A 17398-nucleotide genomic window follows, 5' to 3' on the forward strand; every position below is an offset into this window, starting at 1 on the left:
GACCGAAGCCACGGTCGTGGCCAGTTCCGGCACCATGGAAGTGGGCGGCGTGCTGCATATCGGCAAGCCGGTGACCAATGCCCGTCTCTATGTCCTGAACGAACGTCAGCAGCCTGTGCCGCTGGGTGTGCCGGGCGAGTTGTACATCGGCGGTGCCGGTGTTGCCCGTGGCTACCTGAACCGTCCGGACCTGACGGCCGAGCGTTTCCTCGACGATCCGTTCACCGGGCAGCCGGGCGCACGTATGTACCGCACTGGCGACCTGGTGCGCTGGCTGGTCGACGGAACCCTGGAATACCTGGGCCGTAACGACGATCAGGTGAAGATCCGTGGTGTGCGTATCGAACTGGGCGAGATCGAGCAGCAACTGGCTCTGTGCCCAGGCATCGGCGAAGTCGTGGTCACCACCCAGCGTCTGGAACAGGGTGCGTTGCGTCTGGTGGCGTACTTCACCCGTCTGGACCCTGAACTCGACGGCAGCACCCTGCGCACCCATCTGTTGGGCCGCTTGCCGGAATACATGGTGCCAGCCGCTTATGTCGGCCTCGATGCACTGCCACTGACCCAGAACGGCAAGGTTGATCGCCGTGCGCTGCCGGTACCGAGCCTGGATGCCATGGCGACTGCCACTTATCAGGCACCTGCCACGCCGCTGGAAGAGCGTCTGGCCGAGCTGTGGGCCGAAGTGCTGGAAGTCGAGCGAGTAGGGCGACACGACAGCTTCTTCGAGCTGGGCGGTCATTCCCTGTCGGCGATCCGTCTGGTCAGCCTGATCCAGAAGTCCGGTGTGCCGCTGACTCTGGCCGAGCTGTTCCAGCATTCCAGTATCACTGCGCTGGCCGGTCTGCTTGACCAGCGTCCAGCCGGGCCGACAGAAGCTGAAGAGGTTATTACCGTGCGTGCGGACGGCAAACAGCCGCCGCTGTTCCTGGTCCATGACTTCACCGGCCTGGATGCCTACTTCCCGGTGCTGGGCCGTCATCTGGAAGGCGACTTCCCGATCTACGGATTACCGGGCATCGGCCTGGGGCAACCACAGCTGCGTACCATGGAATGCCTGGCGGCACGTCTGGTCGATCTGATTCGCGAAGTGCAGCCCCATGGCCCGTACCGTCTGGCTGGCTGGTCGTTCGGCGGGGTGCTCGCCTATGAAGTTGCCACGCAACTGCTGGGCATGGACGAGAAGGTCGACTTCCTGGGCCTGATCGACACTTACGTGCCGCGTCTGACCGATCAGGGCAAGGCGCGCTGGCAAGGGCCAAACCTGCTGGAGCGGCAACTGCTGTCTCACTGCACCGCGCACTGGAAGGCTCAGGGCGAAGCGGGTGTTGCACCACTGGCGCGTCTGGCTTCGATTCTGGAGCAGCCGGCCATGCCGGGCTTCGAGGACCTGCTGTTGCTGTGCCGCGAAGAGCACCTGCTGCATCCGGAACTGGCCCAGGCCAGCGATCAGCAACTGCAGCACTTCCTTGAGCGGGAAGTGGCCCATGGTCACGCCCTGGCCCATTACCGTCTGGAGCCCATCAGCCTGCCGGTACACCAGTTCCGTGCCGAGGAGCGTTCGATGGCGCCGGCCGGAACCAGTGCGACCCTGGGTTGGGCCGAAGCCTTGCAACCGGAGCAGCTGCACAGCATCGACGTGCCGGGTGATCACCAGAGCATGATGCAGGCACCTCATGTGCAGGTGCTCGGTCAGGCTATCGCTCAGGTGCTGGCGGCGGAACCGGCCAAGGCTCCGGCAGCGCCTGCCTATCAGGCTTTGCTGGCCATCCAGAGCGGCAAAAGTGGCAAGGCTCCGCTGTTCTGTGTGCCGGGCGCCGGTGACAGCGTCACCAGCTTTATCGGCCTGGTCGAGGCGTTTGGCCCGGACTGGCCGATCTATGGCCTGCAACCGCGAGGGCTGGACGGACGCAGCGTTCCCCATAGCCGGGTCGAGGCGGCGGCAGAGCGTTACATGCAGGAGATCGAGGACTTCTATCCTCAGGGGCCGTTGCATCTGGTCGGCCATTCCTTTGGCGGCTGGGCGGCTCATGCCATGGCGATAAAGCTTCAGGAGCGCGGCCGCGAAGTGGCTTCCCTGACGCTGATCGACAGCGAAGCGCCTGGCGGTGAAGGCGTGCTCAGCAAGCCTTACACCACCACGGCGGCGTTGAAGGAACTGATCGAGGCGCTGCAGATTTCCAGTGGCAAGCGTCTTGATCTGGACCTGCAAAGCTTCACCGATGGTGATGACGCCACCCAGTTGCGCCTGTTGCAGGAAGCCATGGTCCGTGTCGGTCTGCTGCCGCCACGTCTGGCACCGCAGGCGCTGCACGGGATCTTCCGCACCTTCTCCAGTGCCTTGCGCACCGTGTACCGACCAGGCCAGGGCTACACCGGCCCGGCCAGTCTGGTGCGGGTGACGGACACGCGCCTGGACGCCGAAGCCAACCTGGTCGAACAGGCCGCCATGGCGGTCGGCTGGCAGCATCTGTTGCCACAACTGGCGATATGGGACGGGCCGGGTAACCACTTCAGCATCCTCAAGGCCCCAGACGTCTACAGCCTTGCGGCCTGGTGGTACGACAGGCTGACAGTCGGAGTCGAGGAAACGCTGTCATGAGGCCATGAAGAAAGGAGCTTCCCGCCGATGAGCGCGGGAAGCTGCGCTGCACAGAACACCGAAAAGTCAGTTACCGCCCCGTTTGGTGGGCGCGATCTTCAAGTATCAGTGGGCATCTATGAACAAGTCGAAATTGCGTAAGGTTGGATTGGGTACTGCCCTGGTATTGGTCTTGGGTGCCGTGTTGTATGCAATTGAAGCCCCGGCCAAGCCGCCGACCTATATCACCGCCAGGGTCGAGCGAAGCGACATCGAAAACGCCGTGCTGGCCACAGGTGTGCTGGAGGGCATCAAGCAGGTGGACGTTGGTGCTCAGGTTTCGGGGCAGTTGAAGTCGCTCAAGGTCAAGCTGGGCGATAAGGTCAAGAAGGGCCAGTGGCTGGCTGAAATCGACCCGTTGGTACTGCGCAACACCTTGCGTCAGGCCGAAGTGGACGAGGAAAAGCTACAGGCCGACCGGCTCTCGGCAAGGGCTCAGATGAAACAGGCCAAGCGCCTTTATGATCGCTACAAGGAATTACAGACCGATCAGTCTATTTCCCGTCAGGACTTCGAGAATGCCGAGTCCGACTATGAAGTTCAGCAGGCCAACGTCAGTGCGCTGGATGCACAGATCAAAAGCGCCCAGGTGCAGATCGACACGGCCAAGGTCAATCTGGGCTATACCCGCATCGTCGCGCCGATTGATGGCGACGTGGTAGGTATCGTGACCCAGGAAGGCCAGACCGTTATCGCCCAGCAACTTGCGCCGGTACTGCTCAAGCTGGCGGACCTTGACACCATGACCATCAAGGCCCAGGTGTCCGAGGCTGACGTGATTCATATCAGCACGGGTCAGGAGGTCTACTTCACGATTCTGGGTGAAGAGAAACGCTACTACGCCACGCTGCGCGGCACCGAGCCTGCGCCGCAGGACTACCTGGAAACCGAAGGCAGTGGTTCGTCATCCAAGCAGAACTCTGCGGTGTTCTATAACGCGCTGTTTGAAGTGCCGAACCTCGATCATCGCCTGCGCATCTCCATGACCGCCCAGGTGCGTATCGTCCTCGACACCGCCAAGAATGCCCTGAGCATGCCGGTGGCCGCGCTGGGCAATCGTGATGCCGAGGGTGCCTACACCGTGCGCGTTCTGGACAAGAGCGGCTTCGCCCAGGAGCGCAAGGTTCAGACCGGGATCAACAATAACGTTCAGGTGGAGATCAAGAACGGGCTCGCCGAAGGTGATCAGGTTGTCATCGCCGATCCGTCAGCGACCGTGGCGGGGTCTTGAGCATGAACCAGAAGGTAGAGGTTGCAGCTCTTCACGAGACGACGATCGATACGGGCAGCCCGATCCTGCACCTGCAAGGTGTGAGCCGCAGTTTCATGGCCGGAGACCGCGAGTTTCTGGCGCTCAAGCACATCGACCTGGCGATTCACGCTGGCGAACTGGTGGCGATCATCGGTGCATCGGGTTCGGGCAAGTCAACCCTGATGAATATCCTCGGTTGTCTGGACCATGCCAGTGGCGGCAGCTACAAGGTCAACGGTCAGGAAACCTGTGACCTCGACGACGAAGAACTGGCCGCGCTGCGCCGTGACCATTTCGGCTTCATTTTCCAGCGTTATCACTTGCTGCCGCACCTGGATGCCGTGCGCAACGTCGAGATTCCGGCTGTGTATGCCGGTAAATCCCAGATTCAACGGCACCAGCGCGCCGAAGAGTTGCTGACGCGCCTTGGGCTCGGCGGGCACCTGTCGCACAGGCCGAGCCAGATGTCCGGTGGTCAACAGCAGCGGGTGAGTATTGCCCGGGCACTGATGAACGGTGGCCAGGTGATTCTGGCCGACGAACCGACCGGTGCTCTGGATACTGCCAGTGGCAAGGAGGTGATGAACATCCTTCTGGAGTTGCATGCCCTGGGCCATACGGTGATTCTGGTCACCCACGACCCCAAGGTCGCGGCCAATGCCGAGCGGATCATCGAAGTCAGTGACGGCGAGATCATCAGCGACCAGCGCACGGCGCAGAAAGCACAGGCGGCGCCTGAACCCGAGCCGCAATTGCAGCACGGTGCCGCGCCCCGGCGCCTGGGTGTCAGCCTCGGTCTGTTTCGCGAAGCCTTCAACATGGCCTGGATCGCTCTGATCTCGCACCGCATGCGTACCTTGCTGACCATGCTCGGGATCATCATCGGCATCACTTCGGTCGTGTCCATCTCGGCCATTGGCGAAGGGGCCAAGCGCTACGTGCTCAAGGACATCCAGGCCATCGGCAGCAACACCATCGATATCTATGCCGGCAGCAACTTCGGTGACAGCCGGGCCAAGTCCATCGAAACCCTGTTGCCGTCCGACGTCGCGGCGCTCAACCGGATGTATTACATCGACAGCGCTACGCCGGTGGTCGGTCGCAGCATGCTGGTGCGCTATCGCAACATTGACGTCGATGCCCAGCTCAACGGCGTCAGCAACCGGTACTTCCAGGTACGCAATATCCAGTTGGCGGCAGGCATCACCTTCAACGAACAGGATGCACGGCGTCAGGCCCAGGTGGTGGTGCTCGATCACAACACCGCGCAGCGGCTGTTCGGGCCGGGTGTGAATCCGTTGGGGAAGGTGATCCTGATCGGCAATCTGCCGTGCACAGTGATTGGCGTGACCAGCGACCACAAGAACCTGTTCATCGCCGGCAATACCCTCAATATCTGGATGCCTTACGAGACGGCAGCCGGTCGTGTGCTGGGCCAGCGCCATCTGGACAGCATCAGCGTGCGGGTCAAGGACGGCATGCCGAGCAAGCAGGTGGAAGAAGAGATCAAGGCCCTGATGCTACAGCGTCACGGCACCAAGGACTTCTTCACCAACAACCTGGACAGCGTCATGCAGACGGTTCAGAAGACCAGCCGCTCGCTGACCTTGCTGCTGTCGCTGATTGCGGTGATTTCCCTGGTGGTCGGTGGTATCGGGGTGATGAACATCATGCTGGTGTCGGTGACCGAGCGGACTCGTGAGATCGGTATCCGCATGGCCGTCGGCGCTCGCCAGTCGGATATCCGCCAGCAGTTTCTGGTGGAGGCTGTGATGGTTTGTCTGATTGGCGGGGTAATCGGTATCGCGTTGTCGTACGGGATCGGCTACCTGTTCACGCTGTTCGTCAAACAATGGGAAATGGTGTTCTCACCGGCCTCGATCGTCACCGCCTTTGCCTGTTCGACACTGATTGGCGTGCTGTTCGGCTTTGTACCGGCACGCAATGCGGCAAGGCTTGATCCTATCGAGGCGTTGGCGCGGGATTGATACCCGCGCCCCGGGGTGTTTCCAGTGCCTCAGTTGGCAATGGAAACGCCCTCGGATGACGCATACATCCAGCGCATCAGGGAATTGCGTCCGCTGATCCCCAGCTTGACAGCGGCGCGGCGCTGATAGCTGCCCACGGTATTGACCTTGAGCGTCAAACGCTCGGCCTGCTCCAGAGCGGTATGCCCGGCCAGCAGTCCAAGACAGACCTGTGTTTCACGCTCGGAAAGCTTCAGGCCGGTTTCGCGCAGGCGTTCGTGGAAACGGTCTTCGAGGCTTTCAGTCTTGTTCGATTCTGCCCTGGAGATAGCGGTCTGCAAGGCATCCACATGCTTGTCCAGAATCGAGAACAGAAATGGCGAAATGTCCTTCAGTCGACGGCGCTCGGCAGCAGAGAAGCAAGGAGAGGGAGGCGCGCGAAAGACGGTGATTCTGCAGCAGTAGCCATCCGACTCCTGCGTTGGGTACAGGTGAACCGAATCGGTGAAAAGTGCGAGGTTTCGCGGTGCGGCTACCGTGTCGTTAAAAACGGCCCGGGTTGGAGAAGGCTGGGATTGCCAAGGTTGTGGCAGCGCGTGGAGGTGCACGGCATCGACGGTGAGCTGGGTATTGATCAGTTCATGGAACGCGCTTGAGAAGTTGCGCGTGCCAATGCAGGCCATGACTCTGCCAATTTTCGGAAATAGTGTATGGGGCATTTTGTCATCCATGATGATGTAGCAGGGACCCGTTTTCGACGCCAATAAAGAGACCTTGGTCACGAATATGTACATGCGCGATTGCCTGTATATACATTTTCAGGTAGTGCCATGTCATTTTTTTCTGTTACACCAGATGTAATGAAATGGCTTAAATCGATGAACTCTATTCTTTTTAAATCAATGCCTTAAAGGATATATCTAAGAGCGTATAGAGATTTTTACGAGCAGGCTTTAGGTTCGATTTTGTACGCATCCTGTTACATATTCTCGACTTTTGCAGGGTATACGTGAGGATATGCAGGCCGGATAAAAAGCGGCGCACAAAGGGTTGGGCGCCGATTGCCAATTGGGTGACCAGCTTCAGATTTACAGCGATTCCCTGGTCAGATGGCGGGGATCTGGCCAATGCCTATGGCGCCCATGAAAAGGATTCAGGACAGGGCAAGCCATGTCCTCGGCAGGACCTTTATGCCTCAGATGTCCTGCTCGTTTGCGCGTCCGGCACGAAGGCCATCCATCACCAGGTCCATCAATCTTGCCAAGCGTACACGCCATTCGCCACGGGAATCGATTTGCCATATGCCGGCGATTGCTAAAAAGAAGTCATCGGTAGTCACGCCTGCCCGGATCGTACCGGCCTCTGTATTGGCGCGCAGCAGCAGGTCCGCTGCGGCTTCTACCGTGGCATACCCCGATTTTCCCTGACATGCCAAAGCTGCGGAGGCTTGCTGCAATGCTGTCGCCAGCCCGGCCTTGGTCATCGCATATTCGGCCAGGCAATCCATCCACTCTCTGAGAGCCTGTGCCGGAGGTTTTTCGGCAAGTAGCTGCTCAGCCAGAGAAGCTACTTGCTGCATTTCGTGCTGATACACCTCAAATACCAGGTCTTCTCTGGTGGGAAAGTGGCGATAAAAAGTGGCTTGCCCAACTCCGGCCTTTTTAGCGATGGCGGTAAGCGGAACAGTTGGGGAGAGCGTCAGCTCTACAACGGCAATCTTCAGTATGCGTTCTCGGTTTTGCTTCGCGTCGGCACGCTTGGGCAGTTCGGCTTCAGGGGCCACTGATTAATCCTTCATGTTGTTGCAAAGCGGACAACTGTCCGGTAGCTTGCATTAAGCGGACAATTGTCCGATTGCGTAATGACTCTGGAGCTTACTATGAATAGTACGGGTAACACGATTCTGATCACGGGCGGTACCTCTGGCATAGGCCTTGGCCTGGCTCTCGGGCTTCACAATGCAGGTAACAAAGTGATCATTGCCGGGCGGCGCAAGGAGTTGCTGGACGAGGTCGTACTGCAAAACCCGGGGATCGAGGCCATTGTGCTGGATGTTACCGACCCGGACTCCATTTTAAGCGCAGCCGAAGCTCTGGCGACCAGCCATCCTGATCTTAACGTTCTTATCAACAACGCAGGGGTCATGTACTGGGAAGACATTACCAACCCGCAAGACCTGAGCATCGCTGAAAATATTGTCGTCACCAATTTGCTGGGCACCATCAGGATGGTGTACGCACTGCTTGCGCAACTGACCCAGCGACCTGAGGCGACTATCGTTAATGTCAGTTCAGCCCTGGCGTTTGTACCACTGCCTGCAACACCTACTTATAGTGCGACAAAAGCTGCCATTCACTCATTCACCCAAAGTCTGCGGGTGCAACTGGCAGATACGGCAGTCGAAGTACTCGAGCTGGCACCGCCAGGTGTACGGACCACATTGCTTGGGCAGGAAAACGATGAGCGCGCCATGCCGCTGGATGAGTTCCTGAACGAGGCATTCGATTTGCTTGGCAGAACCCCGACTCCCCCGGAAATCATTGTCGAGCGCGCCATGCCTCTGCGCCTTGCCGAAGCGAACGGCTCTTTCGATGACGTGCTGAAAATGCTCTCCCATATCAAATCACCGGCAGAATAAACTACCCGATTGAATGGAAGGGTGCGATGGCAGCCCTCGCTTGTGAGGAGGGCTGACTGTCGAGTCTATCGATCAGTTGAGAAGTGATGCGAAGGAATGATCGTTGATGTTTTCAGTACGGATCGGGGGTAGGGCAGTGGTGCGGCAGTCAATCATGGTCAGGATCGTGGCAAGCATGGCGTTTCTGGCTCTGGCTACAGGATGCACCCGTCAGCCAGAGGCTGAAACGGCCATGACGCACCACGCGAGTTTTCAGGCGTATCTGCAAGACACCCGGCAGGAGATTAGCGAGCGGCGTCTCTTCCAGACCGAAAGCCGTGACAATGAACTGGTATGGAACGCGCCTTTCGAGATTCGCCCAGCTACTCCGTCCGGCAAGGCGTTGCTTCTGCTGCACGGATTGGGTGATTCACCCTGGTCATTCGTGGATGTTGCCCAGGATTTCGCCGATCAGGGATATGTCGTGCGGGTTGCGTTGCTGCCCGGGCATGGCACCCGGCCTGAAGACCTGATCGATATTCATCTGGAAGAATGGCAGCAACTGGTGCAGGAACAGGTCGCATTGCTGCGACAGGAGTTCCCGGAAGTCTACCTGGGAGGGTTCTCGACCGGCGCCAATCTGGCACTCGCCTATGCCATGAAGGATCCCGGCATCAGTGGTCTGGTGCTGTTCTCACCGGCTATCCGCTCCAGTGCCACCTTCGATTGGGTGACGCCATGGCTGGCCCATGTCAGAACCTGGCTCGTCGCGCCTGACGAGACGCGCCCGCAGCAATCACCGGTACGCTATTACAACGTGCCCACCAACGGCTTCGCTCAGTTCTACCGCAGCAGCGTGGCGGTTCGCAGCCTTATAGAGCATGAAAACTTCGACCGGCCTGTTGCGATTGTCCTGACTGAAAAGGATTCGGTAGTCGATGTGCAGTATGTTCGAGAACTGTTCAGTAGCCGCTTTACAAACCCTGCCAGCCGGTTGATCTGGTATGGCCAGGAAAAGGCAGGCGCACCGGACTCATCACGCATCCTGACCCGCACGGACCGACTTGTAGATGAACGTATCAGCCAGTTTTCACACATGGGCATCCTGTTCTCGCCGCAAAACGCGCTTTACGGCCGATCAGGAAAACTGCGTTTCTGCTGGAACAGCCTGAATACCAGGGATGTTGCGCGCTGTGAGGCAGGAGAGGAGGTGTGGTATTCCGAGTGGGGCTATCGTGAGCCGGGCAAGGTGCATGCACGGCTGACTTACAACCCGTACTTTGCGTGGCAATCGCAGGTTATCCGAGGTGTGCTGGAGGCCGCGAAGCCGAAGGGGTAGGAGCTTGCCGGGTTAAGGTGCATACAATTCGTAGGAGGCAGCTTGCTGGCGAAAAGGCCTGAAACCGGCAGATATTCTGCGTCTGTACGCTGAAGTCGCCAGCAAGCTGCCTCCCACAAAGTGATTTATGGGTTTTTTACCACCTGAAATTGACGGAAGTCACCAGTTCGCGCTCATCGCCGTAGCGGCAAATCGCAAACTCGCAGTAGGTGTACTTTTTATTGGTCACGTTGTTTGCACTGAGGGAAACGTCCCAGTTCTTGTCGATCTGGTAGCTGGCCATGGCGTCGAACAGGAAGTAAGCCGGCATCTGCGATTCGATACCCGAGGCCTGGGTTGTGCCCTTGTAGCGGGCACCGCCACCAATCCTCAATTGCGGCAGGCCGAGCAGGGCGAAGTTATAGTCGGTCCACAATGCAGCCTGGTGGTACGGCGTATCTTCGCTGCGCTGGCCCACTTCGGCTTGGGTCGCACTTTCGGTAATGCGCGCATCAGTGTAGGCATAGGTGGCAATGACGCTGACTTGCGGTGTCACATCGGCCTTGGCTTCAAGTTCAAATCCACGGGAGCGCTGTTCGCCCACTTGTGAGAAATTCCCGGCAAGGTCAGGCCTCAGAACGTTTTTCTGAGTCAGCTCATAAACAGCGGCACTCAACAGGATATTGCTGCCAGGAGGCTGGTAGCGAATACCCATTTCATACTGCTTGCCTTCGGTCGGTGCGAAGCTCTGGGTAGGCGCATCCGCCACCGATACCGGGAAGAACGATTCGCTGTAGCTGATGTATGGAGCCAGGCCGTTATCCGCCTGGTACACCAGACCGGCGCGCCAGGTGGTGGATTCGTCTGACTGGTGTCGTTTCTGGCCGTTTACAAAAGCTTTCTGGTCCTGGTTGGCCCAGTCGTGGCGACCGCCAAGCAGCAGCAGCCAGTGATCGTCGAACTTGATCTGATCCTGCAGATAGACTCCGGTCTGCAGGGTATCGATCTGTGAGCCACGGTCAGGGGTTCTGGTTACCACCACTGGCTGCCCATAGTTGTAGGTGGCGAGGTTCAAGGAGGGTGAGTTGGTGCGGAAGTTATGCGAGTCATACGACGCGTCGTAGGTATCGGCACCGATCAGGAAGGTGTTTTCCACACCGCCGATGTTCCAACGTGCTTCGACGTTGGTATCGCTGGTCAGGGCTCTGGAGCGCTCGTGACGGTCGCTGGACTGGCGGCGCAGCAAGCCCGTATTAGCTGAGGCATTGATAGCTGCTAAACCAGTTTGGATCAGCAAGTAGTTCCACTTCATCTCCGCTTCGTAATAACGCAGCTTGTTGCTGATGCGGATGTTGTCGTTGAAGTTATGCTCGAACTCATAACCGATGGCGGACATTTCGCCATTCATGTCGTCGTAGCCGGGCTCGCCGATGAAGTCGTGACGGCCAATGGTAAAGGGGCCGTTGCCGAGGCCTTTGACGAGCTGGTAAGGCAGTGGCGCGGAGAAGCGCGTGTCGCTTTTCTGGTGGAAAGCCAGCAAGGTCAGCGACGTGTCTTCATTGGGACGCCAGGTCAGGGCCGGAGCAATGTAGAGCTTGTCGTCATTGATATGGTCCTGCTGAGTGCCACTGTCGCGTTGCAACAGGGTCAGGCGATAGCTGAGGGTATCGCTGTCGCCAAGCGGGCCGCTGAAGTCGGCTGTCAGTTGCTTGCGATCATTGTTGCCGTATTGCAGGCCCAACTCATGAAGCGGGGTATCGGTCGGGCGCTTGCTGACACCGTTGACGAATCCGCCTGGTGACAACTGGCCGTACAGGACCGAGGCCGCGCCACGGATCACTTCCACACGCTCAAGGCCGTAGGGTTCCTGGACGCCGTCGTAGGAGTTGTTCTGCAGGCGCATGCCGTCACGCAGCGAACCGCCAGTAGCAGACTCTACGTCGAAACCGCGAATACGGAAGCGGTCGGACGTGCGGTTGAAGCTCGATGGCTGGCTGGTGAACCCCGGCGTATAGCTCAGCACATCGGCCAGGGTGTCGGATTTGCGGTCGCGGATTTCATCGGCAGTCACCACGGACAACGACTGCGGTGTTTCGGTAATAGCCGCATTGGTCTTGGTGGCGCTGGTATTGCGCAGGGCAACCTTGCCGGCCAGCGGAGCCGTCGGGTTCTCCTGGGTGTCGGCGTTGATATTGATATTGGTGAGCTGAACTGCGTTGCTGTCGGAGGTTTCATCCGCCGCGATTGCCTGCGCCGAGATGACGCTGCTCAAAGCCAATGCCAGGGTAGTCAGGTGAAACACAGGAGGGCGTCGTGTGTAATGTTTTTCGGTGCTAGCTGTTGTTTTTCTTTCGAGCATCGAGAGAGTCCTTGGATTTGCAGTGTGGCTTGTGGAATAGCTATATATGCCCTGGATCCTGTGTTGTCAGGCGCTCAACCGGGCTGGTGTCAACTGGCCGTACTTTATCTGTAAATGATAAGGTTTTGCATTAAGATTGTTACAAAGACACAGATTTATTTCATTTTCGATACATTATGTGGCCCACTTATGCCCCTCATAGCCTGACGGGACAAAAAAACGATGCAGGGCATTGCTCGATGAGTGATTCGATTAGCCCTCTCCCGAGTGGAGGGAAGGCCATGCTGAAAGCCACCGGAGTGCGGTTGAGCTATGGTGAGCAGCAGATTCTCAACGGCGTCAGCCTGGACATCCCCGAAGGCCGTTTCACGGCGCTGATCGGTGCCAATGGATGTGGCAAGACCACCTTGCTCAATGTACTGGCGCATATGCTGCGCCCGAGCGCTGGCGAGGTTCAGGTGTCCGGCAAACCGCTGCGCCAGTACTCACGTCGGGCGCTGGCACAACAGATGGCATTGCTGCCCCAGCGTGCAACATCACCCGCGGGCATGAGTGTGCGTGAGCTGGTCATGCAAGGCCGTTTCCCCTGGCAGAGCTGGTGGCGCCAATGGTCCGAGCAGGATCAGCAGGCCATTGACCGCGCCATTGAACTGACTGGTATCAAGCCTTTGCTTGATCGCTCGCTGGCAACCCTGTCGGGCGGACAGTTGCAGCGTTGCTGGATTGCCATGACCCTGGCCCAGGACACTCCGGTGATTCTGCTGGACGAGCCGACCACCTTCCTCGATATCGCGCACCAGATCACGCTGCTTGAGCTGCTGGTGGACCTTCGCGAGCAAGGTAAGACCATCGTGGCCGTGCTGCATGACCTGAACCAGGCTGCGCGTTACGCCGATCATCTGGTGATGATGCGTGAAGGTCACTTGCTGGCCCAGGGCGCGCCTGCCGAGGTGTTCACCCGGGAAAACCTCAAGGCGGTCTTCGATCTGGATGCACATATCATCACCGACCCTTATTCCGGTGACCTGTTGTGCGTTCCGCAATCGAGTCGAAGCAAGCCGCTGACTGTGCGGGAGGCGATGTGAGTCACGGCTTGCGATTGCCTGTCTGGCTGGGTTTGTTGATGGCAATTGCCCTTGCAGCGCTGCTTCATCTGGCGGTCGGCGCAAAAAGCATTCCCTGGCACGAGACCTGGCAGGCACTGGTTGCCTATGCGCCGGGCAACCCGGACCACAGCGTCATTCGTGGCAGCCGTCTGCCGCGTTTGCTGGTCGCGCTGTTGGTGGGCGCCAGTCTTGGGCTTGCCGGCACCATCATGCAGGCGGTCGGCGATAACCCGTTGGCCGACCCCGGGATTCTCGGTATCAATAGCGGTGCTGCGCTGTTCGTGGTGTTCGGGCTGCTGGTGATGCCGGGCAACGATTTGTCGATGATCCCGTTATTTGCCTTTGCCGGTGCGCTGACGGCTGCCATCGGCGTTCTGCTATTGGCGGGCAGGGGCCATAACCCGATTCGACTGACGCTGTCGGGGGCCATGATTGCGGCGCTGTTCAGTGCAGTCACTTCAATTCTGTTGCTGCTCGATCAGCAGGGCCTCGACAGTCTGCGCCGCTGGCTTACCGGTTCCATCGGCGTGACTGGCGGCACGATGCAGGCCTGGGTCTGGCCCTATGTCTTGCTGGGCATGTTCCTGTGCCTGATCAACGTGAGAGCCTTGAATGCTCATCGCCTGGGGCCGCAGGCTGCTGCGGGCATGGGCGTCAATCTATTGAAGATGCGCGTGTTCGGGCTGGCCTCGGTGGTCTTGTTGTCCGGGTGTGCCGTGGCGCTGGCAGGGCCTATCGGGTTTGTCGGGTTGGTAGTGCCGCATGCGGCACGCCTGCTGTTTGGCGATGACTATCGTCGGCTGCTACTGGCAGCGCCTTTGCTTGGTGCGCTGCTGCTGATTCTGGCGGACATCGCAGCTCGCACCGTGGTCAGCCCGTTCGAGCTCAATACCGGCATCGTGACCGCGCTGATCGGCGGCCCCGTTTTTGTCATCCTGGTGTTGAGGAAGGTCAAATGAGGCGCGCCGTACTGACCCTGCCCAGAACCTTGCCGTTGCTGCCCTGGATTGCCCGGCCCATCGACCTGATTTCTGTGCTGGTGCTGACATGTGCCGTCATTGGGCTGGCGCTGTACGCACTGACCGTGGGCAGTTTTTCCCTGAGTGTCGCCCAGGCCTGGCAAGCATTGCTGGCACCCGAGGAGGCCAGCCCGACAGTACGCAATCTGCTCTGGGAGCTGCGATTGCCCCGTGTGGTACTGGCGATCCTGGCCGGTGCGGCCATGTCACTGGCCGGTCTGTTGATGCAATCGCTGACCCGCAACCCGCTGGCGGCACCCGGTCTGGTGGGTGTGGAGTCGGGTGCCAGCGTCACCATGCTGCTGATCATTGTGCTCTGGCCCGGGCTTCTGCCGCTGGAGCTGTATCCATTGGCAGCACTGGCAGGCGGTCTGGCCGTGGCGTTCTTTGTTGCGCTGCTGTCCTGGCGCCAGGGCATCTCGCCGTTGCGTCTGATTCTGGTCGGCGTGGGGCTTACTGCCATGCTCAGTGCCGTCGCCGATCTGCTGATCACTTACGGCAATATCGATCAGGTGGAGTCGGCCCTGATGTGGCTGGGCGGCAGTCTGCATCGGGCCGGTTGGGCGCAGGTCAACAGCCTTGGGCTCTGGTTATTGCTGGCGGGTGTGCCGTTGTTGTTCTGCCATCGGCAGTTGAACCTGCTGCAACTGGGCGAAAAGGTTGCGCTCAGCAGAGGCTTGAATGTCACGGGCGTCATGATTGCCTTGCTACTGTGCAGCGTCATGCTGACGGCGGCGGCAGTGGCGAATGTCGGCACCATGACGTTTGTCGGTCTGGTGGCTCCGCATCTGGCGCGGCAACTGGCAGGTGATCGCCATGGGGCATTGATGCCTTTGTCGGCGCTGTTCGGCGCGTTGCTGGTGCTGGCCGGCGACACGCTGGGAAGGGGCGTTTTCCCGCCCTTGCAGTTGCCGGCAGGGCTGGTGGTCGCAATCATCGGTGCGCCTTATCTGATTGTGTTATTGGCGCGTCAGCGCAATCGCTAAAAACAAATACTCTGGGGGTAAGCGCGGGTGAAAGGATTTTTCCGAGGTGTGGTGGGCATGTTGTGTGTGCCTCTGGCATTGCTGGCTGTAGAGGCCGGCGCCGCTGAAACCAAGGTGTTCGAGAATAGCTTTGGGCGGGTCGAAGTGCCTGTGGCACCGCATTGCATCGTGTCGCTGCATGACTTCAGCCTGACCACGCAATTGCTGGAACTGGGCGTCAAACCCTGCGGCTCCACAGGCCGTAAAAAGCTGTTTTCCGATGTGCTGTTTCGCGGCACCCAGGAACGCTTCGATGTGACAGGCATTCAATATATCGGCTCGCATCAGGCACCCGATCTGGAAGCGATTGCCGCCTTGAAGCCCGATCTGATCGTCGGATTGTCATATCACGCGGATATCAAGGAAAAGCTCAGCAAGATTGCGCCGGTGGTGCTGTTGCCTGCACGTGAAAGCGATATCAAGACCTACGCCAGGGAACTCGCCGAACTGGTCGGCAAGCAGCAGCGCTACGCCGAAATGCTGGGCGAGTACCAATGGGTCGTCAAAGAGTTCAAGAAACGGGTCAAGGACCCTTCGCGAATCACCGTCACGACGCTTGAGGTCTACACCGATGGCTTTCAGTTGATCGGCCGTGGAGGAATGGATGATGTCATCACCGATTTTGGCCTCGGGCGTGTGCCGGCTTACAGCGCGGCAAGGCAGAACGTTCCCTACAGTCTGGAGCGAATTGGCGACTTCAACAGTGATTTCATTATTGATACATATGAGGAGTTGCTAGATTCGGAGACCAGCACAGCCGCCTTCCGCAAGTCCCCGCAATGGCAGAATCTGTTTGCGGTCAAAAACCGCCAGTTCCTGTATCTGAACCGCAGCCGCTATGCCGATACGATGCAAGGGCTGCTGGGATCTGCCTATCTGCTGATGTCGCATATCGGTGAGCGGGAGAGCGTACTGCAGGCTCAATGAAATGTGTCAATTTCGATACAAAAGTCATAAATGACAATCATTCTCTATTGATGTTGTTACTCGTTTGTATTAATTTGCGCTCTCCAAAAATACGCTTATCCGAATGGCGAGGGGTTTCAAATGGAAACGGGTTTGGCGCGTACGCAAGTTCAATCCATGGAGGTTTTCCCCGATAGCGAACAGACTCTGCCGTTCATATTTCAGGCTCCGGCTGCCGGTGATACCTGGCAAGCCCATCGCGAGCAGATTCAGCAGGTAGTCGAGACTGAACTGCCGCGTGCCGGTGGTGTTCTGTTTCGTGGTTTTGCCTTCAAGGGTGAGGCCGACTTCGAAGCGTTTGCCTGTAGTTTCGGCCATGAGCTGCTGACCTACGACTACGCTTCCACACCACGTACCAAGCTCAACAACCGGGTCTATACCTCCACCGAATACCCGGCTCACCAGATCATCCCTTTGCACAATGAACAGTCCTATTCGCTGAACTGGCCAATGAAGATCTGGTTTCATTGCGTGCAGGCGGCCCAGGTCGGTGGTGAAACCCCGATTGCCGACAGCCGTCTGGTCTACCAGCAACTGGACCCGGTCATCCGCCAGCGTTTTGCCGACAAGCGCCTGATGTATGTGCGCAACTACGGCAACGGTCTGGATCTGCCCTGGCAACAGGCTTTCAGCACTGAAGACCGTGAGCAGGTCGAGCGCTTCTGCCGGGCCAGCAATATCGAATTCGAATGGAATGACGATGGCGAGCTTTCCACTCGCCAGGTCTGTCAGGCCGTTGCCCAGCATCCGGTTACCGGTGAATGGGTATGGTTCAATCAGGCGCACCTGTTTCATATCTCCAACCTTGCACCAGCGGTACGCGAAACGCTGATTTCCATCGTTGGCGAAGAGGGTGTGCCACGTAACGTGTTTTACGGCGACGGTTCACCTATCGAGCTGGAAGCTCTTGAGCATGTGCGCGCTGTTCTCCAGCGTTGCCAGGTGAGTTTCCCCTGGCAGGCCGGTGACGTGCTGATGCTCGACAACATGCTGGTGGCCCACGGCCGCTCGACATTCCAGGGCGCACGCAAGGTCGTGGTCGCCATGGCGGAGCCTGCTTCGGCAAGCTGAGCACTCTCTTTCAGAAAGCCGTCGCAATGGGCGGCTTACTTTGAACAAGTAGAAAAA

At 58.6% G+C, this 17398-nt stretch carries 13 protein-coding genes (1 of these 13 only partly in view); 10 read left to right on the forward strand and 3 right to left on the reverse strand.

All coding sequences use genetic code 11. The features are described 5' to 3' along the window. The 3 genes from JL015_RS01080 to JL015_RS01090 all read left to right on the forward strand — a co-directional run. A protein-coding gene (locus JL015_RS01080) for a non-ribosomal peptide synthetase (protein WP_201017068.1) crosses the window boundary here: on the forward strand, window positions 1-2602 show its end. The gene continues 15137 nt to the left of window position 1, outside the view; only the last 2602 of its 17739 coding nucleotides appear in the window; its start codon lies beyond the left edge, outside the window; the stop codon is at window positions 2600-2602. A gap of 118 nt (window positions 2603-2720) precedes the next feature. After that, window positions 2721-3872 (forward strand): macrolide transporter subunit MacA, encoded by a 1152-nt coding sequence (gene macA / locus JL015_RS01085; protein WP_201017069.1) that lies wholly within the window; start codon window positions 2721-2723, stop codon window positions 3870-3872. 2 nt (window positions 3873-3874) lie between these two features. Next, window positions 3875-5881, forward strand: a complete 2007-nt coding sequence (locus tag JL015_RS01090; RefSeq protein ID WP_201017070.1) for a MacB family efflux pump subunit — start codon at window positions 3875-3877, stop codon at window positions 5879-5881. A 29-nt stretch (window positions 5882-5910) separates the two neighbouring features. Here the strand turns inward: JL015_RS01090 and JL015_RS01095 are convergent, their stop codons facing one another. Then, entirely contained in the window at window positions 5911-6579 is a 669-nt protein-coding gene (locus JL015_RS01095) for a LuxR C-terminal-related transcriptional regulator (protein ID WP_201017212.1), read from the reverse strand. 476 nt (window positions 6580-7055) lie between these two features. After that, on the reverse strand, window positions 7056-7643 hold the full coding sequence (locus JL015_RS01100) for a TetR/AcrR family transcriptional regulator (RefSeq protein WP_201017071.1): 588 nt from the start codon (window positions 7641-7643) through the stop codon (window positions 7056-7058). A gap of 96 nt (window positions 7644-7739) precedes the next feature. Between JL015_RS01100 and JL015_RS01105 the strand changes: the two genes are divergently transcribed. Both JL015_RS01105 and JL015_RS01110 read left to right on the forward strand, forming a co-directional pair. Continuing rightward, entirely contained in the window at window positions 7740-8498 is a 759-nt protein-coding gene (locus JL015_RS01105) for an SDR family oxidoreductase (RefSeq protein WP_201017072.1), read from the forward strand. A gap of 175 nt (window positions 8499-8673) precedes the next feature. Beyond that, the gene (locus tag JL015_RS01110) at window positions 8674-9816 is read left to right on the forward strand and encodes an alpha/beta hydrolase (RefSeq protein WP_236250127.1); all 1143 of its coding nucleotides are present in this window, start codon (window positions 8674-8676) and stop codon (window positions 9814-9816) included. A 136-nt stretch (window positions 9817-9952) separates the two neighbouring features. Here the strand turns inward: JL015_RS01110 and JL015_RS01115 are convergent, their stop codons facing one another. Next, complete coding sequence (locus tag JL015_RS01115) at window positions 9953-12154, reverse strand: TonB-dependent siderophore receptor (RefSeq protein ID WP_201017073.1); 2202 nt, start codon at window positions 12152-12154, stop codon at window positions 9953-9955. Between the two features lie 281 nt (window positions 12155-12435). On the opposite strand from JL015_RS01115, the gene JL015_RS01120 reads away from it, so the two are divergent. The 5 genes from JL015_RS01120 (at window position 12436) to JL015_RS01140 (ending at window position 17341) form a co-directional block, all read left to right on the forward strand. Then, window positions 12436-13239 (forward strand): ABC transporter ATP-binding protein, encoded by an 804-nt coding sequence (locus tag JL015_RS01120; protein WP_201000585.1) that lies wholly within the window; start codon window positions 12436-12438, stop codon window positions 13237-13239. After that, window positions 13236-14219, forward strand: coding sequence for a FecCD family ABC transporter permease (locus JL015_RS01125; protein ID WP_201017074.1), 984 nt, complete (start codon window positions 13236-13238; stop codon window positions 14217-14219). Before JL015_RS01120 ends, JL015_RS01125 begins: the two co-directional genes overlap by 4 nt. Then, window positions 14216-15265, forward strand: coding sequence for a FecCD family ABC transporter permease (locus JL015_RS01130; protein ID WP_201017075.1), 1050 nt, complete (start codon window positions 14216-14218; stop codon window positions 15263-15265). The genes JL015_RS01125 and JL015_RS01130 overlap by 4 nt, the downstream gene beginning before the upstream one ends. Window positions 15266-15292: 27 nt before the next feature. Further along, window positions 15293-16231 (forward strand): ABC transporter substrate-binding protein, encoded by a 939-nt coding sequence (locus JL015_RS01135; RefSeq protein WP_236250128.1) that lies wholly within the window; start codon window positions 15293-15295, stop codon window positions 16229-16231. 156 nt (window positions 16232-16387) lie between these two features. Then, a complete protein-coding gene (locus tag JL015_RS01140; RefSeq protein WP_374063357.1) occupies window positions 16388-17341 on the forward strand; it encodes a TauD/TfdA family dioxygenase in 954 nt (317 codons plus the stop codon). The last annotated feature ends 57 nt before the right edge of the window (window positions 17342-17398 follow it).

The organism is Pseudomonas cichorii, assembly GCF_015471405.1.
In the GTDB taxonomy this organism is placed as follows: Bacteria; Pseudomonadota; Gammaproteobacteria; order Pseudomonadales; family Pseudomonadaceae; genus Aquipseudomonas; species Aquipseudomonas serbiensis.